A 19,544-nucleotide genomic window follows, 5' to 3' on the forward strand; every position below is an offset into this window, starting at 1 on the left:
AAGAAGAAAGGGTGAATCAGCCGCGGACGGCACAGACCGCGCTGGCCTGTCGACAGAGGTCGACGTGCCTGCGGGCGATGAGGCGCATGTCCGGATTCACGCGAGCAATATGACAGCGAGTCCTACGAGCGGTCAACCGGCGTCCATGGCCGACGCACCGTCAGTTGTTGCACCCATGTGTACCTCATGTGTCGCCCGCACCCCGAGGGTCCGCAGAGGCCGCCTGAACAGGGGATTCAGCACAACGGTGCCGGCCGCGACCGGAATTGCTTCGCGTCCGGCATGTGGACTCACAATCCGTTCCGGGTCGTCGCACACGTGCGACAGGTCGACCGCCGCGCCCCGGATCTCCGCCAAGTACGCCGGGTTCCGGGCACTCGAGATCTCGGTGATCACCACCAGGTCGGGGTTGAGCACATCGAGCAGCAGCGCGGTGGCACGCCCCACCGCCCTGGCCCGCTCGCGCAGCAGCCGGTCGGCCCGCGCGTCCCCGGCCGCCGCGGCCTCCACCAGCAGCGCGGCATCGGGCTCGGGAATGATGCCGCGGCGCACCGCCGTACGCGCCGTCGCGGTGTCGGAAGCCGTCGCCCCGAGACAGCCGACACGCCCGCACTCGCAGGCCACCGTGGAGTCGGGCACTGGCAGATGGGCCACGTCACCGGCGCCCGCACGCGGCCCGCGGTGCACCACACCCGCGATGCCGACCGCCGCGTCGACCACATTGCCGACGAAGAGATGCACCAGACTGCGGCGGGCCGCCGGCCTGCCGAACAGGATCTCCGACTGGGCGATGGCACGGGCGTGATTGTCGACCGCGGCGGGCAGGCCCAGCCGCGCGGCGAGGGCGCTGCCGAGCGGGCGGCCCCGCCAGCCCAGCAGGTCGTGCCGTACCACGGTGCCCTCGCGCGGCTCGATCCAACCGCCCATCGCCGCGCCCACCCCGAGCAGCGGCCGCCCGGGCACAGCAGCCAGGACGAACTCCCGCAGCGCGTCCAGCACTTGTTCCTGGAGGTGCTCGGCGGCGATCCCCTCGTGCGGGAACACCTGCTTGGCCAGCACCGTGCCGCGCAGGTCCACGACGCCGAACGTCGAGGCGGGCACGCCGATGTGGACTCCCGCCGCGACCGGTCCGCCGTCGGCGGTGTGCAGGTCGACGGGGACCTGGGGGCGGCCCACGCCACCGCTTTCGGCGCGGCCCGGCACCTCACGCACCAGGCCGAGCCGCGTGAGGTCGGTGCACTGCCGGGAGACGGCCGCGGGGCTCAGCCCGGACAGCTTGGCGATACCACTGCGCGCCACGGGACCGTGATCGAGCACCGTTCTCAGCACGGCGGCGGCGTTGGCCTCGCGGCGTCCGTCGCCCGCCATGCGCGGACCGGGGGTGGCAGGTGTCATCGGTCGGCCTTCCTGGTCTTCCCTGGTCTTCATATGTGGTGTGCACGTTGCGGCAGTTGGTTGTCACATTGCCGGAGTGTGAAATCCGTTCGCCGGGGCGACGACGGGGCGGCAGTGGGCGACCGAGCGGCTCCCCGCTTCCGGTCCTGCCCCAGCGCTGCGGTCATCGTCGCTGGTCAGGGCCATTTTCCCAGTCGTACGCCGATGACGCGACGGCCCCGGCGCAGAGGCCGATTGAACCATCAGAGAGCGCTGTGAGGGGAGCCCGCGACCGCTTGACGCACTTTCACGGACGCTGCGACGCTCCCGGTCATTACTTCCGCTCCGAGTCGAATTCCACGACGAATCGAGACCGGACGTCCCCCACCTCCGCTTCCCGAAGGGACACCCCGTCATGACCTCCACCACGACAGCGCCCGCCCCCGCCTCCGGAACGCTCACCGTCGAGAAGGTGGGCGGCCGCCTCGGCGCCGTCATCTCCGGAGTACGCCTCGGCGGCGACCTCGCGCCCGAGACGGTGGCCGCGATCCGCGCCGCCCTGCTGGAGCGCAAGGTCGTCTTCTTCCGCGGCCAGGACCACTTGGACGAGCGGAGCCACGAGGAGTTCGCCACGCTCCTCGGCACCCCGGTGGCCCACCCCACCGTCCCCTCGGCCGACGGGCGCTACGCCCTGCCGATCGACTCCGACTACGGCGGCCGGGCCAACCAGTGGCACACCGATGTCACCTTCGTCCCCGCCTACCCGGCCTTCTCCATCCTCCGCGCCGTCGTCATCCCGCCCTACGGCGGCAACACCCTGTGGGCCAACACCGCGACGGCGTACAGCAACCTCCCCGCACCGCTGCGCGCCCTCGCCGACGGTCTCCGGGCCGTGCACACCAACGACTACGACTACGCGGCGCTGCGCCCCAACGCCGCGCCCGAGCAGCTGGTCCACTACCGGGAGGTCTTCACCGCCACGAAGTTCAGCACCGAGCACCCGGTGGTACGGGTGCACCCGGAGACCGGCGAACGCGTCCTGCTGCTCGGCAACTTCGCGCAGCGCATCGCCGGCCTCACCGGAGCGGACTCGCGCGCCCTGGTGAACCTCTTCCAGTCGCACATCGAGCGGCCGGAGAACACCGTGCGCTGGCAGTGGCAGGTCGGCGACGTGGCGATCTGGGACAACCGCGCCACCCAGCACTACGGCGTGGACGACTCCGACGACCATGTGCGCAAGCTGCGCCGGGTGACGATCGACGGAGACGTCCCGGTGGGCGTGGACGGCAAGCCCTCCGTACTGCTGTCCCCGGAAACCGTGCCGGCGCCCGCCTTCGGCCCGGCCTCCGGGGCCTCCACGACCGCGGCCGAGTCGTAACCCCAGGGTCGGTTCAGAGCAGTTCGAGGACGGTCGCGTTGGCCATGCCGCCGCCCTCGCACATGGACTGCAGGCCGTAGCGGATGCCGTTGTCCTTCATGTGGTGGACCAGGGTGGTCATCAGGCGGGCGCCGGAGCCGCCGAGCGGGTGGCCGAGGGCGATGGCGCCGCCGTTGGGGTTCAGCCGGTCGTAGTCCGCGCCGGTCTGCCGCTGCCAGCCCAACGACACGGAGGCGAACGCCTCGTTGATCTCGAAGGCCCCGATGTCGGCCAGGGTGAGGCCGGCCCGCTCCAGTACCTTGCGGGTGGCCGGGATCGGGCCCTTGAGCATGGTGATCGGGTCGGCGCCGGTGACCGTGCCGGTGTGGAAGCGGGCGAGCGGCGTCCAGCCGTTGCGTTCGGCGACCTCCCGGGTCGTCACCAGCAGTGCCGCCGCGCCGTCGGATATCTGCGAGGCGTTGCCCGCGGAGATGACACCGTTCTCCTTGAACGGGGTCGCGAGGCCACCCAGCTTCTCCAGGGTGCCGCCGCGGCGCACCCCCTCGTCGGTGTCGAAGACGCGCTCGTTGCCGTCCGCGTCGGTGACCGTGACGGGTGCGATCTGGCCCTTGAAGCGGCCCTCGTCGATCGCGCGGGCGGCCTTGGCGTGCGAGTCCAGCGCGTGCTGGTCCAGCTCCTCGCGGCCCAGCCCGAACTCCTCGGCGATCATCTCGGCACCGACGCCCTGGTTGAAGCGGTAGTGGTCGTACCGCTCGGCGACCAGCGGGCCGTACGCCTCGCCGAACCGGCCGCCGGAGCGGCTGGCCCCCATCGGCACCTGGGACATCGACTCGACGCCGCCCGCGATGGCGATGTCGTACTGACCGGCGATGACGCCCGCCGCGGCCTGGTGCACGGCCTGCTGGGAGGAGCCGCACTGGCGGTCGATGGTCAGGCCCGGGACGTGCTCGGGCCAGCCGGCGGCGAGGACCGAGTACCGTCCGATGCAGCCGGCCTGCTCGCCGACCTGGGAGACGCAGCCCCAGATCACATCGTCGACGGTGGCCGGGTCGAGGCCGTTGCGCTCGGCCAGCGCCTTGAGGACGTGCGCCGACAGGTCGGTGGGGTGGATACCGGACAGCGCGCCGCCCGGCTTGCCCTTGCCGACGGGCGTGCGTACGGCGTCGACGATGACTGCGTCACGCATGAGGGGGTCCTTTCGGGGATGTCGTCACAGGCCGAGCGACTTGGCGATGATGGTCTTCATGACCTCGTTGGTGCCGCCGTAGATGCGCGAGACGCGGGTGTCGGCGTAGAGGCGCGCGATCGGGTACTCGGTGATGTAGCCGTAACCACCGTGCAGCTGGAGGCACTTGTCGATGACGCGGCCCGCCGCCTCGGTGCAGTACAGCTTCGCCTTGGCCGCGTCGGCGACGGTCAGCTCGCCGGCGTCGTGCAGCTGCAGGGCCCGGTCGGCGAACAGCTGCGCCGCCTCGACCTCGGTCGCGCACTCCGCCAGGACGAACTTGGTGTTCTGGAAGTGCGCGACGGGCTTGCCGAAGACCGTGCGGTCCTTGACGTACCCGGTCGCGAAACGCAACGCGGCGGCCGCGGAGGCGGCGGCGCCCAGCGCGATGGAGAGGCGCTCCTGCGGGAGGTTGTGGGAGAGGTAGGAGAAGCCCTTGCCCTCCTCGCCGAGCAGATTCTCCACCGGCACCTTGACGTCGGTGAAGGACAGTTCGGCGGTGTCGGACGCCTTCAGCCCGATCTTCTGCAGCTTGCGGCCGACCGCGAAGCCCTCGGAGGCGGTCTCCACGCACAGGATGGACAGGCCCGCGCGGCGGTCCTCGGGGTCGTACGGGGTGGTGCGCGCAACGACCAGGATAAGGTCGGCCAGCGCACCGCCGGTGATGAAGGTCTTGGCGCCGTTGAGGACGTAGTGCCTGCCGTCCGCGGAGAGCTGCGCCTTGGTCTGGATGTTCGCCAGGTCCGAGCCGGTGCCGGGCTCGGTCATGGCGATCGCCGTCATGATGTCGCCGCTCGCGAAGCCGGGCAGCCAGCGCTGCTTCTGCTCCTCGGTGGCGTACTTCATCAGGTACGGCAGGATCAGGTTGGAGTGGACCGAGTAGTTGCCGAAGGAGACACCGGCGCGAGCCGTCTCCTCCATGGTGACCGCGGCGAACTTGAAGCTGCTCTCGCCGGCGCCGCCGTACTCCTCCGCGACCTGGATGCCCAGTACGCCCAGCTCGCCGAGCTTGCGGTAGAAGTCGCGCGGCGGGTGGCCCTGCTCCTCCCACTCGTGGTGGACCGGGGCGACCTCCTTCGCGATGAAGTCCCGCAGCGTCTGGCGGTAAGCCTCGTGATCCTCGTTGAACACCGGAAGGCGCACAGCAACCCCTTTATCCCACGGTCTCTCGCACGATCCTTGACTGCTTCCTGATCTCTCGAACGATCGTTAAGTTATACCTGCACTGCACACCTGTCCATAGATCCGCCCACGGCGTTCGCTCCCCCGGCGACCGGCCGCGGCACCGTCGTGGCTGGTCGCGCAGTTCCCCGCGCCCCTTACGGGGCACGTGACGCACCCTCAGTCATGGATATCGCCCGCGGCCGTCCCGTACCGCTCCCGCAGCCGGAATTTCTGTATCTTGCCGCTCGCGTTGCGCGGCATCGCGGTCACGAAGACCACCGAGGTCGGCTTCTTGTACGAGGCGAGTCTGGCGCGGCAGTGGTCGATGAGCTCCTTCTCGGCCGGCGGGTTGGCCGGGTCGGCGGGGACGACCACCGCGCGCGGTGTCTGCACCCACTTGGGGTGGTCGACGCCGATCACCGCGACCTCGGCGACGCCGGGGTGCGCGTCGATGGCGGCCTCGACCTCGGCGCAGTAGATGTTCTCCCCACCGGAGATGATCATGTCCTTCTTGCGGTCGACGACGTAGATGAAGCCCTCTTCGTCCATCCGGCACAGGTCGCCGGAGTGGAACCAGCCGCCCGCGAACGCCGCCGCGGTCTCCGCGGGCTTGTTCCAGTATCCGAGCATCGTCGTCGGCCCGCGGTAGACGATCTCGCCGACCTCCCCGGCCGGGACGTCCCGCATCTCCTCGTCGACGATCCGCACCTCGATGCCCGGCAGCGCGGTACCGACCGACCCCATCTTCCGCACCGCGTCCTCGGCCCGCAGCATCGTGGTGGTCGGGCTCATCTCGGTCTGCCCGAACGCGCTGTAGGCGGGGGCGTCCGGGAAGCACTCCCGCAGCGACTCCAGTACGGACGGCGGCGCGACGGACGCGCCCCATACCAGCGTGCGCAGCGCCAGCTCGCGGTCCTTGATGCCGGGCACCGCGCAGACCGCCTGCCACTGGCTCGGCACGAGGAAACAGCTGGTGATCCGCTCCTTCTCCAGTACGTCGACGAAGGCCGCCGGGTCGAACGCCGACGCCGCGTCGATGACCAGCCGGCCGCCGTCGAGCAGCCCGCGCAGGGTGACGCCCAGCCCGGCGATGTGGAACATCGGCACCCCGAGCAGCGCGACATCGGGCTCGCGCGGGATGCCGCCGGTCGCGGAGAGCACCGTGAAGGCGGCCATGACCAGGTTGAGATGGGTGAGCACGGCGCCCTTGGGACGGCCGGTGGTGCCGGAGGTGTACATGAGGAACGCCGGGTCGTTCTCCGGTACGTCGATACCGGGGTCCTGCGGCGAGGCGGCGGCGAGTACGGCCTCGTACGGCTCGGCGTCCGGACCGTACGCGGCCGGGTCCCCGGTGACGAGCACGGTGCTCAGTCCTTCGACATCGCGCGCTGCTTCCGCGCAGGTGGCGGCCAGCCGCTCGTCGGACACCAGCACGGTGGCGCCGCTGTCGGCGAGGATGTACGCGATCTCGGCGGCGACCAGCCGGAAGTTCACCGGTACCGCGATCGCCCCCAGCCGGACGGCGGCCAGATAGCTCTCGGCGACCTCGGTCCGGTTGTGCATGACGACCGCGACCCGGCTGCCGCGCTCGACCCCGCGGGCGCTCAGCGCGTTCGCCAGTCGGCTGACCCGCTCGTCCAGCTCGGTGAAGGTGAGCGCGCGGGTTCCGTGCTGGACGGCGACGCGGTCGGGGAACTTCCGTGCGCAGCGGGCGAGTTGTGCCCCGTACGACATCCGTCGGGCGGCGGCCACGGCGTCGTTGTCGTGTGCCTGCATACGGCCTCCCTCTTCCCCGCCGTCCCCGGCGAGGTGCGGTTGAAGGTCACTCCGAGGTGCGCTTCTCCTGTGGGGTGCGGCGCTGCCGGTACAGCTGCTCCTGAGTGAGGCTCGCCCGCAGGACGCCGTCGGTGCTGCTGACCGTGCCGGTGTACCAGCCCCGCCCGCCACCCGTCGTATGCGGTACGAGGTCGAGCAGCACCCAGTCGTCGAGCCGTACCGGGCGGTGGAACCACACCGCGTGGTCCAGGCTGCTCATCGGGGTCCAGCTCTCGTCCCGCAGCGGCGCGAGGCCACTGAGGACGTCGGAGAGGTAGGTCAGCGCCGCGGTGTGCAGCAGCGGGTCGTCCCCGAGGTCCGCGGTGCAGCGCGCCCAGAAGCGGGTCGGCCAGGACGCCTCGGGGTAAGGCTGTTGCGGCTGGCGGGCCTCGAAGGAGGCCAGCCGCGGCATCGTCCCGGTCGGCAGGGTGTCCGGCGGGGGCGCGTCCGGTACCGGCGACGCCTGGAGGTCCCGGCCCTCCTCGGCGACGTGGAACGAGGCGGACATGCTGAAGATGACCTCGCCGTCCTGCAGCGCGACCACGCGGCGCGCGGAGTACGAGCGGCCGTCCCGGTCCCGTTCGACGCGGAACACGGTCGGGCGGCCGGAGTCACCGGCGCGCAGGAAGTAGCCGTGCATCGAGTGGGGTGCCCGGTACGGGCCGACGGTGCGCCCCGCCGCCACCAGCGCCTGCGCGGCGACCTGCCCGCCGAAGAGCGCGAACGGCTCGTCGAAGACGACGTTTCCGCGGTACAGGTCGCGGTCCACGGTCTCCAGATCGAGCAGTTCCGGGAGCGAGACGCCCGCGGGGGCGGGCGGCGGCAGCGGCTGGGTGGACTTCGTCCTGATCACGCTCACGCTCAGCGCCTCTCAACTAAACGGTCGTTCGACACGTTCGACAAGGTGCACTCTTCCCATCGGACCGCGGCAATGTCAACGAGTCGGATACCAACGAGCCGGGCCTTCCCCGCCCTCAGCAGCCTGGGCGACCTCACCCCTCGCCTCCAGCAGCTTCAGATGGGCCAGCGTCTCCCCCAGGGCGAACCGCCGCTGCTGCATGCCGAAGGCGCTCCAGGGGCGCGACCACTTCAGCCGGGCCGCCAGCTCCCACGCGGTGCCGCCGGACGCCGCCCGCACCGCGGCGAGCGTTTCCGCCAGCCGCTCGGTGTGGTGCCGCGCCATCTGGACCAGCCGCTCGTCCAGCCGGCGGAAGCGGTACTCGTGCGCCGGGAGCACCTCCTCGACCTCGAACCGCTCCAGCCGCTCCAGCGAGAGCAGGAAGTCGGCCAGCGGGTCGCCGGGGGTCTGGGCGTACACGCCGACCGCCGGGGTGATCCGGGGCAGCACATGGTCGCCGGAGAACAGCAGCCGCCGCTCGGGCTCGTAGAAGCAGGAGTGACCGGGACTGTGCCCCGGGGTCCACACCACCCGCAGGTCGAGCCCCGGCAGCTTGATCCGCTCCCCGTCCTGCAGCAGCACGTCCGGCGTGGCGGCCCGGAACAGCAGGTCGCTGTTCATGCCGTCCACCGTGGCGGCGGCCTCGGTGCCGGGCACCCCGTGCGTGGTCAGGTAGTCCAGGACGCTGCCGTGCCACTTCTCCTGGGTCGCGGTGTCCGCGCCGAGGAGGGTGGCGTCCAGGGCGTGCAGGGCGACGTACGCTCCCGATGCCTCGCGCACCCGGCCGGCCAGGCCGAGGTGGTCGGGGTGGCTGTGCGTGACGAGGACGGCCTTGACGTTCTCGACGGTGGTCCCGATCGCGGCCAGACCGTCGTTGAGGGCCTGCCAGGAGACCTCGGCGTCCCATCCGGCGTCGATGAGCACGACGCCGTCGCCGGCTTCGAGCGCGTACACCAGGACGTAGCGCAGCGGGTTGTCGGGGATGGGTACGGGGATGGACCACAGCCCCTCGCGTACCCGCTCGACCGGCGGCAGGACACGGTCCTGCCACGCCTGCCACTGCACGGTGCCGCTGATCTCAAGTGCCACGGCTGTCCTTTCCGTTGACACCGCCATAGGGCTGTGGTTGCCTGTGGGCGGCAATTGCCGAACGATCGTTAAGTTAGCAGAGGCAGTCCGCCGCAGGGAAGGAAATGGGGTTCTCTCATGCGCACCGATGGTGTTTCCGCTCTTGTCACCGGTGGGGCCTCCGGTCTCGGCCTGGCCACCGCAAAGAAACTGCTGGCCTCGGGCGCCCATGTCGTACTGCTCGACCTGCCGACCTCCGACGGCGAGGCGGTGGCCAAGGAGCTGGGCGAGCGCGCGGTGTTCGTCGCCGGTGACGTCACCGACGAGGCGGACGTGACGCGTGCGGTCGAGGCCGCGACTGCGCCCGCGCCGCTGCGGGTGACCGTCAACTGCGCCGGTATCGGCGGATCGGCCCGTACGGTGGGCAAGGAAGGCCCGTTCCCGCTGGAGCGGTTCACCAAGGTGATCACGGTCAATCTGATCGGCACCTTCAACGTGATCCGGCTGGCCGCGGCGGAGATGGTCGGCAACGAACCCCTGGACGGCGACCGGGGCGTCATCGTCAACACCGCGTCGGTGGCCGCGTTCGACGGCCAGATCGGCCAGGCCGCGTACTCCGCCTCCAAGGGCGGTGTCGTCGGCATGACCCTGCCCATCGCCCGCGACCTGGCGAACCGTCAGGTCCGCGTGACGACGATCGCGCCCGGCCTGTTCGACACCCCGCTGCTCGGCCGCGCCCCGCAGGAGCTGCGCGATTCGCTGGGCAAGCAGGTACCGCACCCGTCGCGCCTCGGCACCCCGGACGAGTACGCCTCGCTGGTCGCGCACATCGTCGACAACCCGATGCTCAACGGCGAGGTGATCCGCCTCGACGGCGCCATCCGGATGGCGCCCAAGTAGGCCCCCGTGTCGCCCTCGGCCCCGAAGTGACAGCGCTCGCCGACCGATCCCGTACGGAGCCACCGATGACCGATGCGGTCCACACCGAATTCTCCGACGGCATCGCCGTCATCACGATCAACCGCCCCGAAGCCCGCAACGCCGTCAGCCTGAGCGTCGCCGAGGGTGTCGCCGCCGCGCTCGACGAGCTGGACGCCCGCGACGACCTGGCCGTCGGCATCCTCACCGGCGCCGGCGGCACCTTCTGCTCCGGGATGGACCTCAAGGCGTTCCTCAAGGGCGAGCGTCCCAGCATCGAGGGGCGCGGCTTCGCCGGCCTCACCGACGCACCGCCCCGCAAGCCCCTGATCGCGGCGGTCGAGGGGTACGCGCTGGCCGGCGGCTGCGAACTCGCCCTCGCCTGCGACCTGATCGTGGCCGCCGACAACGCGCAGTTCGGCCTTCCCGAGGTCAAGCGCGGTCTGGTCGCGGCGGCCGGCGGACTGCTGCGGCTGCCGCAGCGCCTGCCGTACCAGATCGCCATGGAACTGGCCCTGACCGGCGCCTTCCTCGACGCCCACCGGGCCCACGGCTACGGACTGGTCAACCGGCTCGCCGAGCCCGGCGGCGCGCTGGCCGGCGCCCGCGACCTCGCCGCCGCCATCGCGGCCAACGGCCCGCTCGCGGTCCGGGTCAGCAAGGAGGTCGTCGTGGGCTCCACCGTCTGGCCGGCCGCCGAGGCCAAGGAGCGCCAGAAGGCCCTGGTGGAGCCGGTGTTCGTCTCCGAGGACGCGAAGGAGGGCCCGCGCGCCTTCGCCGAGAAGCGCGCCCCGCGCTGGACCGGCCGCTGATGGCCGGCGCACGAGAAGTACAGGACGCACCGGACCCGCACCACCGGCAAGAGGCGCAGCAGCCGCCCGGCGGGCCGCTCGCCGGGGTACGGATCATCGAACTCGGCGGCATCGGCCCGGGCCCGTTCGCCGGGATGGTGCTCACCGGCCTCGGTGCCGAGGTGATCCGGATCGAGCGGCCCGGCGCGCGCCTCAGCGCCGCCGACACGGTCCTGCTGCGCGGCCGGCGGTCGGTGGCCGTCGACCTCAAGGACCCCGAGGGCGCCGCGGTCGTACTGCGCCTGACGGACTCCGCCGACGCCCTCATCGAGGGGTTCCGCCCGGGCGTCACCGAGCGGCTCGGACTCGGCCCCGACGTATGTCTGGCCCGTAACCCGCGCCTGGTGTACGGGCGGATGACCGGCTGGGGCCAGGACGGCCCGCTCGCCCGGGCCCCCGGCCACGACATCAACTACATCGGGCTCACCGGTGTGCTGCACGCGATCGGCCCGGCCGGCGGCGACCCCGTACCCCCGCTCAACCTGATCGGCGACTTCGGCGGTGGCGGGATGCTGCTGGCGCTCGGCGTGGTCAGCGCGTTGCTGCACGCCCGCGCCACCGGCAGCGGCCAGGTGGTGGACGCGGCGATGACCGACGGCAGCGCCCTGCTGCTCGCCATGACCCATGGGTTCCTCGCCCACGGAATGTGGCAGGACGAACGCGGCGTCGACCTCTTCAGCGGCTGCGCGCCCTTCTACACCACCTACCGCTGCGCGGACGGCAACCATGTCGCGGTCGGCGCGATCGAGCCGCAGTTCTACGCCGATCTGGTGCGGGGGCTGGGCCTGGCGGACGACCCCGAGTGCGGCACCCAGGGCGCGCAGGAGAGCTGGCCTGTCGTACGGCAGCGGTTCGCAGCGGTCTTCGCGACCCGCACCCGGGACGAGTGGGCCGAGCACTTCGCCGGTACGCAGGCGTGCGTCACGCCCGTGCTCTCCCTGACCGAGGCCGCGGCGCATCCGCACAACGCGGCCCGCGGCACGTTCCTGGACGGAGACGGCCCGCTGCGCCCCGCCCCGGCGCCCCGGTTCTCCGCCACACCGGCCACCGCCCCCGGTTCCGCGCCCAAGGCGGGCGAGGACACCCGGGGCGTGCTGGCCGGCGCGGGCCTCACCGTTGCTCAGCTCGACAGACTGACCGCGCGAGGAGTCATCGCATGACCCGTACCGCCCTGGAGTACCCGTCCGTCGATGCCGGTGCCGTCCTCGCCGGAGCCGCGCACCACTATCCGCAGCGCGTCGCGGTGCGCGACGGCGAGCGGACCCTCACCTTCGCCGGACTCCACGACCACGCGTTGCGTTTCGCCCGGGGACTGCGCGAGTACGGCATCGAGCCCGGCGACACCGTACTGCTGCTGCTCCCCAACACCCTGTGGTTCCCGGTCGCCTACTGGGGCACGCTGTACGCCGGTGCGGTGGTCAGCCCCGCCAACCCCGCGCAGCCCGCCGCGGCACTCGCCACTCAGATCGAGGACTCCGGAGCCCGCGCGGTCATCGTCCCCGACCCCGAGGAGCTCGCTCAGGCACCGTCGGGACAGACCGTGGTGGCCGCCGAGGCCCTGCTGGAGTACGGCACCGCCGAGCGCGTCCCGCGCCGCCCGGACGACCTGGCACACCTCTCGTACACGGGCGGAACGACGGGCCGGTCCAAGGCGGTGCGGGTGCTGCACCGCAACCTGATCGCCAATGTCACGCAGGTCAGCTGGGTCCGCGCGGCCTCCCGTACGGTGCTCGTCGAGGGGATACTCGGCGCCGAGCAGGACAAGGAACGGGCCACGCCCTGGCACCGGCCGCCCGGCACGGGGGTCACGCTCGCGGTGGCACCGCTCTTCCACGCACTGGGGCTGGCGAGCATGGTCGCCAACACTCTGGTCGGCACGACCACAGTGCTGTCCTCCCGCTTCGACCCCGAGCGCTTCCTCGCCGATGTGGACGAGTACCAGGTCACCCTGCTCAACGGCTCCCCCACGATGTACCGGGCGCTGCTGGCCTCGCCGGCGGCCGCCGGGCGGCGGATGGAGCCCGTCTCCGTCGTCAACTCCGGTGCCGCGCCCATCGATCCGGAGACCTGGCGGCGCCTGGGCGACCTCTTCCCCAACGCCCGGATCACCGAGGGGTACGGCCTCACCGAGGCAACGGTGGCGCTGGTACTGCACCCGCTGGACAGCGACGCGGGCATCCCGCCGGGCTCCGTCGGTCTCCCGCTCCCGGACACCGACATATCGATCCGCGATCTGACCGACCTGGAGCGCGAGCTGCCGGCCGGCGAGACCGGCGAAGTATGGGCCCGCGGACCCCAGATCACCGATGGCTACCACGGCCGGGCAGACCTGACGGCCGATCAGTTCCGCGACGGCTGGCTGCGCACCGGCGATACCGGCCACCTGGACGCCCGGGGGCACCTCTTCCTTTCGGGCCGCGCGAAGGACATGCTGATCTACAAGGGTTACAACGTGTACCCCGTGCATCTCGAGGACATCCTCGCCGGTCATCCCGCGGTCGCCGCCGCTTCGGTGATCGGCGTACCGCATCAGGAAGCGGGCGAGATCCCCGCCGCCTATGTGGTGCTGCGCGACGGCGCCGCGGCCACCGCCGAGGAGCTGATGGCGTATGTGGCCGAGCGGGTCGCCCCGTATCAACGGGTGCGCGAACTGCACCTGATCCAGGCCCTCCCCGTTTCCGCGGCAGGCAAGATCCTCAAGAACGAGCTGCGCGCCCGGCACGCGGCGGCGGCAGGGCCGGCGGCCCAGGACACCCGGAGGCAGGCATGAGAATCGGCATGATGCTGAGCTACAGCGGCGGCTTCAAGGAGACCGTCGAGGTGCTCGGCGACTACGAGAAGGCCGGGCTGGACATCGTCTTCGTCCCGGAGGCGTACTCCTACGACGCGATCAGCCAGCTCGGCTACATCGCCGCGCGCACCGAACGCCTGGAGATCGCCTCCGGCATCCTCCAGATCTACACCCGTACGCCGTCCCTGACCGCGATGACCGCGGCCGGCCTGGACTATGTCTCCGACGGCCGGTTCACCCTGGGGATCGGCGCGAGCGGTCCGCAGGTGATCGAGGGGTTCCACGGAGTGCCGTACGACGCTCCGCTGGCCCGCACCCGGGAGATCATCGACATCTGCCGGCAGGTGTGGCGCCGCGAGAAGGTCGTCCACGAAGGCAAGCACTATCAGATCCCGCTCCCCGCCGAGCAGGGCACGGGGCTGGGCAAGCCGCTCAAGCTCATCAACCATCCGGTGCGTGACCGGATACCGGTCGTGCTCGCCGCGATCGGACCGAAGAACGTGGCGCTGACCGCCGAGATCGCCGAGGGCTGGCTGCCCATCTTCTTCCACCCGGAGAAGGCGGGCGAGGTCTGGGGACCGTCGCTGGCCGAGGGCTCGGCCCGGCGCGACCCGGCGCTCGGACCGCTGGACATCGTGGCGCAGGCGCCGCTGGCCATCGGCGAGGATGTCGATGAGCTGGTCGACCTGGCCCGGCCGCAACTCGCGCTCTACATCGGCGGCATGGGCGCGCGCGGCCGCAACTTCTACAACAACCTCGCGCGCCGTTACGGCTACGAGGCCGAGGCGACCAAGATCCAGGACCTCTATCTGGCCGGCCGCAAGGAGGAGGCCGCGGCCGCGGTCCCCGCCGATCTGCTGCGGGACATCTCGCTGATCGGCCCCGCCTCCTACATCGCCGAACGCCTCGCCGCCTATCGGGCCGCCGGAGTCACCACCCTCAAGGTCAACCCGGTAGCGCCCGATCCGGCGCGTCGCCTGGCCGACCTGGAACGGCTGAAGGACATGACGCGATGACCCACGACGAGCCCGTACTGCTGACCGACCGCGCCGGTGGCGTCCTGACGCTGACCCTGAACCGTCCGCGCCGCAAGAACGCCATCAATGACGAGCTGTGGAACGCGCTGGGCGAGGCGCTGACCGCGGCGGGCAACGATCCGGAGGTACGGGCGGTCGTACTGGCCGGGGCCGGCGGGGCGTTCTGCGCCGGGGCCGATCTCACCGGCCGGCGCGCCGAAGCGCATCCGCTGTCCCGGATGCACCGGATCAACGAGATCGCACTGCGGTTGCACGAGCTGCCCGTACCGACCGTGGCCAAGGTCGACGGCGTGGCGGTCGGCGCGGGCTGGAACCTCGCCCTGGGCTGCGACTTCGTCGTCGCCACCGCGCGGTCCCGGTTCTCGCAGATCTTCGCGCGCCGCGGTCTGTCGCTGGACTTCGGCGGCTCCTGGCTGCTGCCCAAGCTGGTGGGGCTGCAGCAGGCCAAGCGGCTGGCGCTGCTGGCCGAGATGATCGAGGCGGACGAGGCGCACCGGCTGGGGCTGGTGACCTGGCTGGTCGAGCCGGACGAGCTGGACAAGTTCGTCGCCGGCCTCGGCGAGCGGCTGGCCGCCGGGCCGCCGGTGGCGCTGGCGCAGAACAAGGCGCTGCTCAACGAGGGGGCGGACCGGACGCTGCGGGACGCACTGGCGAGCGAGGCACGCGCGCAGACGGTCAACTTCGCGACCGCCGACGCGCCGGCGGCCATCGCGGCCTTCAACGAGAAGCGGGAACCGGAATTCACGGGAGAATGGGCCGTCACATGACCGACAACACCCGGACCGACGACACCGAAACCGGCTACGAGCAGATCGCCTACGCGGTCGCCGACGGCATCGCCACGATCACCCTGAACCGCCCGGACCGGCTCAACGCGTTCACCACCACGATGGCCGCCGAGCTGATCGCCGCGCTGGACGCCACCGACGCCGATGACACCGTACGGGCCGTGGTGCTCACCGGCGCGGGGCGGGGCTTCTGTGCCGGCGCCGATCTGCAGGGCGGGGCCGCGACCTTCGACCACCGCGATCCCCAACGGGCCGCCGAGCGCGCCGACTTCGGCACTGTCGACGGCGCGCCGCGCGATGGCGGGGGCTGCGTGTCCCTGCGAATCGCGGCCTCGCTCAAGCCGGTGATCGTGGCCTTCAACGGGCCGGCGGTCGGCGTCGGCGCCACGATGACGCTCCCGGCGGACATCCGGATCGCCTCGGACACGGCCCGGTTCGGCTTCGTCTTCGCCCGCCGCGGGATCGTGCCGGAGGCCGCGTCCAGCTGGTTCCTGCCCCGGATCGTCGGGATCTCGCAGGCGATGGAGTGGGTGGCGACCGGGCGGGTCTTCGACGCCTCCGAGGCGCTGGCCGGCCGGCTCGTCTCGCGGGTCGTACCGGCTGCCGACCTGCTCCCGACCGCGTACGGCATCGCCTCCGAGATCGCGGAGAACACCTCGGCCGTGTCGGTCGCGCTGTCCCGGCAGCTGCTGTGGTCGATGCTCGGCGCGGCGTCGCCGTGGGAGGCGCACCGGCTGGACTCGCGGGCGATGAACCGGCTCGGGCAGGGCCCGGACGCGGCCGAGGGCGTCACCTCGTTCCTGGAGAAGCGCCCGCCGAAGTTCCCCGCACGCATCGCCGACCACCTCGATGTCGTACCGCCGTGGCCGGTCCGCCCGGAAGAGATGTCGTGAGTTCCGACTCCTGGGTTCGGAGAGTGAGTTCCGGCTCCTGAGAGCACGTCAGGCGGGGTGGCGTGGGCGCCGTCCCGCCGGGCGGTACTCCACCAGCACGAGCGCCAGCTCCACATAGCGCTCGGCCAGTTCTTCCACGCTCAGTTCGCCGCCCTCGCGGTACCACTGCGCGATCGCGTTGCACATCGCGATCACCCCGCGCCGCGCGTCCTCGGGGTGCGGGGTGCGGAAGACGCCCTGGTCCACCCCGTCCTCGACGATCTGCTGGAACATCCGGGAGCCGTCGAACTGGCGGCGCTGGAATTCCTCCAGCTGCGCCTCGGACATGCTGCGCCACTCGGTGAGCGTCAGGCTGCTCTCCAGCCGGTACTCCGCGCGGTACCGCACGGTGGCCCGCACCAGGGCGGCCAGCCGCTCCCCCGGGTCGTCGCCGGCCGCTTCCAGCTCCTTGCGGCAGGATTCGAAGTACGTCCGGCCGCTGTCGTTCACCAGCGCGTGCAGCAGCTCCTGCTTGCCGGTGTAGTAGTGGTACATCGCCGACAGGCTCACACCGGCCCGCCGGGCGATGTCCCGGATCGACGCGGCGGCATACCCGCGCTCCGCGAACTCGTGCCGGGCGGCCTCCAGAATGGCCTGCTGGCCTGCACCTCGCACGGTGCCCTCCTCACGCCTTAACGAACGTCGGTCAGTGTACGCGTCCCGGCCACGGCCGAGGCCCGCCCGCCGCGGGGCCGCCGCTGACGTTGCGTCAGAGCAGCCCGAGTTCCCGCACCGCCTCGAAGGCGATCTCGCCCTGCCGGCCCCCCTGCTGCGCCCGGATCTCGGCCGCGTAACCGTCGTCGGCCATCACCCCCGCCAGATACCGTGCGCGCACCCCGGCGCTGATGCACGCCGAGCGCCAGCGGGCGAAGGCGACGTAGTACGCGATGCCGGAGACATCGCGGCCGGAGAGGCGCGCATAGCGGTCGAGTAGCTCGGCCCGGGTGGGGAACCCCGGTGCCGCGCTGGGGCCCGGAGTGGTCGGCGGGACCTTGTCCCCCGGCTCCTCCCAGGTCGAGACGAGCCAGCCCAGGTCGGCGAGCGGGTCGCCCAGGGTGGCCAGCTCCCAGTCGAAGACGGCGAGCACGGTGCCGTCCGCGGCGAAGGACAGATTGCCCGGCCGGTAGTCGCCGTGCACGATGCCACCGCGCTGCGCGGGTACGTGCGCGAGGAGCGCGTCGTGCACCTCGTCGAGGAGGGCCAGGTCGGGCGCGCCGGACTGGTGGACCTGCCGTTGCCACCGGCGCAGCTGCCGCTCGACATAGCCGTCGCGCCGCGCGGTACCGCCGAGTCCGACGTCGTCCGGGTCGCCCCGGTGCAGTGCTGCCAACACCTCGACGACCTGTTCGCCCGCCCGCCGGCGGACCTGTGGTGACCAGGTCCGTACGGCATCCCGGTCGGCCGGCACCGTTCCGTCGACGAAGGCCATGACGTAGAACTCGGCTCCGGTGACCGCCGGGTCGTCGCAGTACGCGAGGGGTTCCGGCACGGGTATGTCGGCCGGGGCGAGTGCGGTGAGGAACCGCCACTCCCGGCTCATGTCGTGGGCGGTGCCGAGCACCCCGCCCGTGGGCGGGCGCCGCAGGGCGCGTACGGTGCCCGCGCCGTCGGTGACGCGGTAGGTGAGGTTGGAGCGGCCGCCGGAGACGGGCGAGAAGGTGAAGGGCGGGGTCGCCGCTGGTAAGTGAGCGGTCAGCCACCGGCTCACCGCGACCGGGTCAATACCCGCCGGTTCGGTCGCGTTCACGCCTCACCTCCGGCAGCCCTCGCGTACCGCTCCTTGAGCTTGCCCTTGACCAGCTTGCCGGTCGGCGTGCGCGGCAGTTCGTCGACGAAGTCGACACTGCGCGGCGCCTTGTAGTGCGCGATGCGGGACCGTACGTGGTCGATCAGCCTGCGCTCCAGCTCCGGCCCCGGACGGGCGTCCGGCGACGGCCGGACGACCGCCTTGACCGCCTCCCCCATCTCCTCGTCCGGCACGCCGATCACCGCGACGTCGGCGATGTCGGGATGGAGCGCGAGCGTGGCCTCGACCTCCTGCGGGTAGATGTTCACCCCACCCGAGATGATCATGAATGCCTTGCGGTCGGTGAGGAACAGGTAGCCGTCCTCGTCGACGTGGCCGATGTCGCCCGTGGTGGCCCAGTTCGGATGCTCCGGGTGGTGCGCTTCCCTGGTCTTCTCCGGGTCACCGAGATACTCGAACTGCCGCTCCTCGCGCGCGAAGTAGATGGTTCCGGTGCGGCCCGCGGGCAGCACCCGGCCCTCGTCGTCGCAGACGCGCACCTCCCCCAGCAGGGCCCGGCCCACCGAGCCCGGTTTGGCCAGCCACTCCTCGGACCTGATGAGCGTCATGCCGACGCCCTCGGTCGAGGCGTAGTACTCGTACAGGATCGGCCCCCACCAGTCGATCATCGCGCGCTTGACGTCCGGCGGGCACGGCGCGGCGGCATGCACCGCCACCCGGTGGCTCGACAGGTCGTACGCGGTACGGGCCTTCTCCGGCAGCCGCAGCATCCGCAGGAACATGGTCGGTACCCACTGGCTGTGCGTCACGCCGTAACGCTCGATCGCCCGGAGCGCGCCCTCGGCGTCGAAGCGCTCCATCATCACGACGGTGCCGCCGAGCGCGTGCACCGAGGCGCCGTACCGGAGCGGGGCCGCGTGGTACACCGGCGCCGGGGACAGATACACCGCGTCCCGGTCGAACCCGTACACCGTCCGCAGGACCTCGACGAGCGTGTCACCGGGCTCCCCCACCTGGCGGTCCGGGAGTTCGGGGCGGATGCCCTTGGGCCGGCCGGTGGTGCCCGAGGAGTAGAGCAGATCGGCGCCCCTGGGCTGGTCGGCGGGCGGCCGGGGCGACGCGGCGGCCAGCGCGGTCCCGTAGTCCTCGTACCCCTCGACCGGGCCGCCGTAGGCCAGCCGGACCCGGACGGCGGACGTCTCGTCCCGCAGCTCTTCCGCCAGGTCGGCCAGCGCGTGCGACACCACGAGTGCGGAGGCCGCGGAGTCGTTCACGATGTAGGCGACTTCGGAAGCGCTGAGGTGATTGTTGACGAGGGTGATGTACAGGCCGGAGCGGACCGCCGCCCAGTACACCTCGTACGCGTGGAGCGAGTTGTCGGTGAGCAGGGCGACCACATCGCCCCGGCGCAGGCCCGCCGTGCGCAGCACATGGGCCAGGCGGAGGGAGCGTTCGTCCAGCTCCGCGTAGGTCAGCCGGTCACCGGACGCGGCCATGACGACGGCGGCGCGGTGCGGGTCCCGTGCGGCATGGGCACCTGGGTACATGGGGTCCCTTC

Annotated in this window: 18 protein-coding genes; 8 read left to right on the forward strand and 10 right to left on the reverse strand. The window is 71.7% G+C overall.

Translation table 11 applies throughout. The features are described 5' to 3' along the window. Positions 1-16: 16 nt before the first annotated feature. Together ACIGXO_RS00995 and ACIGXO_RS01000 are read right to left on the reverse strand one after the other, a co-directional pair. Entirely contained in the window at positions 17-88 is a 72-nt protein-coding gene (locus ACIGXO_RS00995; protein WP_399779914.1) for a putative leader peptide, read from the reverse strand. 44 nt (positions 89-132) lie between these two features. Continuing rightward, positions 133-1,395 (reverse strand): ROK family protein, encoded by a 1,263-nt coding sequence (locus ACIGXO_RS01000; RefSeq protein WP_399778694.1) that lies wholly within the window; start codon positions 1,393-1,395, stop codon positions 133-135. 394 nt (positions 1,396-1,789) lie between these two features. On the opposite strand from ACIGXO_RS01000, the gene ACIGXO_RS01005 reads away from it, so the two are divergent. After that, positions 1,790-2,752, forward strand: coding sequence for a TauD/TfdA dioxygenase family protein (locus tag ACIGXO_RS01005; protein ID WP_399778696.1), 963 nt, complete (start codon positions 1,790-1,792; stop codon positions 2,750-2,752). A 13-nt stretch (positions 2,753-2,765) separates the two neighbouring features. On the opposite strand, the gene ACIGXO_RS01010 is transcribed toward ACIGXO_RS01005, so the two are convergent. From ACIGXO_RS01010 to ACIGXO_RS01030, 5 genes are all read right to left on the reverse strand, one after another. After that, positions 2,766-3,938, reverse strand: coding sequence for a thiolase family protein (locus ACIGXO_RS01010; protein WP_399778698.1), 1,173 nt, complete (start codon positions 3,936-3,938; stop codon positions 2,766-2,768). Positions 3,939-3,962: 24 nt separating this feature from the next. Then, a complete protein-coding gene (locus ACIGXO_RS01015; RefSeq protein ID WP_399778700.1) occupies positions 3,963-5,120 on the reverse strand; it encodes an acyl-CoA dehydrogenase family protein in 1,158 nt (385 codons plus the stop codon). Positions 5,121-5,318: 198 nt separating this feature from the next. Then, complete coding sequence (locus tag ACIGXO_RS01020) at positions 5,319-6,917, reverse strand: long-chain-fatty-acid--CoA ligase (RefSeq protein ID WP_399778702.1); 1,599 nt, start codon at positions 6,915-6,917, stop codon at positions 5,319-5,321. A 46-nt stretch (positions 6,918-6,963) separates the two neighbouring features. Then, a complete protein-coding gene (locus ACIGXO_RS01025) occupies positions 6,964-7,815 on the reverse strand; it encodes an acyl-CoA thioesterase (protein WP_399778703.1) in 852 nt (283 codons plus the stop codon). Positions 7,816-7,890: 75 nt separating this feature from the next. After that, positions 7,891-8,943, reverse strand: coding sequence for an MBL fold metallo-hydrolase (locus ACIGXO_RS01030; RefSeq protein ID WP_399778705.1), 1,053 nt, complete (start codon positions 8,941-8,943; stop codon positions 7,891-7,893). Positions 8,944-9,060: 117 nt separating this feature from the next. Between ACIGXO_RS01030 and ACIGXO_RS01035 the strand changes: the two genes are divergently transcribed. The 7 genes from ACIGXO_RS01035 to ACIGXO_RS01065 all read left to right on the forward strand — a co-directional run bounded on the left by ACIGXO_RS01035 (position 9,061) and on the right by ACIGXO_RS01065 (position 16,200). Beyond that, complete coding sequence (locus tag ACIGXO_RS01035) at positions 9,061-9,822, forward strand: 3-hydroxyacyl-CoA dehydrogenase (protein ID WP_399778707.1); 762 nt, start codon at positions 9,061-9,063, stop codon at positions 9,820-9,822. A 65-nt stretch (positions 9,823-9,887) separates the two neighbouring features. After that, entirely contained in the window at positions 9,888-10,652 is a 765-nt protein-coding gene (locus tag ACIGXO_RS01040; protein ID WP_399778709.1) for a crotonase/enoyl-CoA hydratase family protein, read from the forward strand. Next, entirely contained in the window at positions 10,652-11,851 is a 1,200-nt protein-coding gene (locus ACIGXO_RS01045) for a CaiB/BaiF CoA transferase family protein (protein ID WP_399778711.1), read from the forward strand. The genes ACIGXO_RS01040 and ACIGXO_RS01045 overlap by 1 nt, the downstream gene beginning before the upstream one ends. Next, on the forward strand, positions 11,848-13,461 hold the full coding sequence (locus tag ACIGXO_RS01050; RefSeq protein ID WP_399778713.1) for a class I adenylate-forming enzyme family protein: 1,614 nt from the start codon (positions 11,848-11,850) through the stop codon (positions 13,459-13,461). The genes ACIGXO_RS01045 and ACIGXO_RS01050 overlap by 4 nt, the downstream gene beginning before the upstream one ends. Then, a complete protein-coding gene (locus tag ACIGXO_RS01055; protein ID WP_399778715.1) occupies positions 13,458-14,498 on the forward strand; it encodes an LLM class F420-dependent oxidoreductase in 1,041 nt (346 codons plus the stop codon). The genes ACIGXO_RS01050 and ACIGXO_RS01055 overlap by 4 nt, the downstream gene beginning before the upstream one ends. After that, positions 14,495-15,286: an enoyl-CoA hydratase/isomerase family protein gene (locus ACIGXO_RS01060; protein WP_399778717.1), complete on the forward strand. Its 792-nt coding sequence runs from the start codon at positions 14,495-14,497 to the stop codon at positions 15,284-15,286. Before ACIGXO_RS01055 ends, ACIGXO_RS01060 begins: the two co-directional genes overlap by 4 nt. Next, positions 15,283-16,200, forward strand: a complete 918-nt coding sequence (locus ACIGXO_RS01065) for a crotonase/enoyl-CoA hydratase family protein (protein WP_399778718.1) — start codon at positions 15,283-15,285, stop codon at positions 16,198-16,200. The genes ACIGXO_RS01060 and ACIGXO_RS01065 overlap by 4 nt, the downstream gene beginning before the upstream one ends. A 48-nt stretch (positions 16,201-16,248) precedes the next feature. Here ACIGXO_RS01065 and ACIGXO_RS01070 read toward each other — a convergent pair whose 3' ends face one another. The 3 genes from ACIGXO_RS01070 to ACIGXO_RS01080 all read right to left on the reverse strand — a co-directional run bounded on the left by ACIGXO_RS01070 (position 16,249) and on the right by ACIGXO_RS01080 (position 19,533). Then, positions 16,249-16,854 carry a TetR/AcrR family transcriptional regulator gene (locus tag ACIGXO_RS01070; RefSeq protein ID WP_399778721.1) on the reverse strand — a complete coding sequence of 202 codons (606 nt, stop codon included), beginning with the start codon at positions 16,852-16,854 and terminating at the stop codon, positions 16,249-16,251. Between the two features lie 94 nt (positions 16,855-16,948). Next, on the reverse strand, positions 16,949-17,986 hold the full coding sequence (locus ACIGXO_RS01075; protein ID WP_399778723.1) for a phosphotransferase family protein: 1,038 nt from the start codon (positions 17,984-17,986) through the stop codon (positions 16,949-16,951). Beyond that, positions 17,983-19,533, reverse strand: coding sequence for an acyl-CoA synthetase (locus tag ACIGXO_RS01080; protein ID WP_399778725.1), 1,551 nt, complete (start codon positions 19,531-19,533; stop codon positions 17,983-17,985). Before ACIGXO_RS01080 ends, ACIGXO_RS01075 begins: the two co-directional genes overlap by 4 nt. Between the last annotated feature and the right edge of the window lie 11 nt (positions 19,534-19,544).

Source organism: Streptomyces sp. NPDC053542, from assembly GCF_044544685.1.
Classification (GTDB): Bacteria; Actinomycetota; Actinomycetes; order Streptomycetales; family Streptomycetaceae; genus Streptomyces.

What these genes read in the sequence shown, in the direction of transcription:
- ACIGXO_RS01050 (WP_399778713.1), top strand. Translation starts at nt 11,848, where the DNA reads ATGACCCGTACCGCCCTGGAGTACCCGTCCGTCGATGCCGGTGCCGTC.
- ACIGXO_RS01065 (WP_399778718.1), top strand. Translation starts at nt 15,283, where the DNA reads ATGACCGACAACACCCGGACCGACGACACCGAAACCGGCTACGAGCAG.
- ACIGXO_RS01035 (WP_399778707.1), top strand. Translation starts at nt 9,061, where the DNA reads ATGCGCACCGATGGTGTTTCCGCTCTTGTCACCGGTGGGGCCTCCGGT.
- ACIGXO_RS01000 (WP_399778694.1), bottom strand. Translation starts at nt 1,395, where the DNA reads ATGACACCTGCCACCCCCGGTCCGCGCATGGCGGGCGACGGACGCCGC.
- ACIGXO_RS01040 (WP_399778709.1), top strand. Translation starts at nt 9,888, where the DNA reads ATGACCGATGCGGTCCACACCGAATTCTCCGACGGCATCGCCGTCATC.
- ACIGXO_RS01080 (WP_399778725.1), bottom strand. Translation starts at nt 19,533, where the DNA reads ATGTACCCAGGTGCCCATGCCGCACGGGACCCGCACCGCGCCGCCGTC.
- ACIGXO_RS01020 (WP_399778702.1), bottom strand. Translation starts at nt 6,917, where the DNA reads ATGCAGGCACACGACAACGACGCCGTGGCCGCCGCCCGACGGATGTCG.
- ACIGXO_RS01010 (WP_399778698.1), bottom strand. Translation starts at nt 3,938, where the DNA reads ATGCGTGACGCAGTCATCGTCGACGCCGTACGCACGCCCGTCGGCAAG.
- ACIGXO_RS01060 (WP_399778717.1), top strand. Translation starts at nt 14,495, where the DNA reads ATGACCCACGACGAGCCCGTACTGCTGACCGACCGCGCCGGTGGCGTC.
- ACIGXO_RS01005 (WP_399778696.1), top strand. Translation starts at nt 1,790, where the DNA reads ATGACCTCCACCACGACAGCGCCCGCCCCCGCCTCCGGAACGCTCACC.
- ACIGXO_RS01055 (WP_399778715.1), top strand. Translation starts at nt 13,458, where the DNA reads ATGAGAATCGGCATGATGCTGAGCTACAGCGGCGGCTTCAAGGAGACC.
- ACIGXO_RS01045 (WP_399778711.1), top strand. Translation starts at nt 10,652, where the DNA reads ATGGCCGGCGCACGAGAAGTACAGGACGCACCGGACCCGCACCACCGG.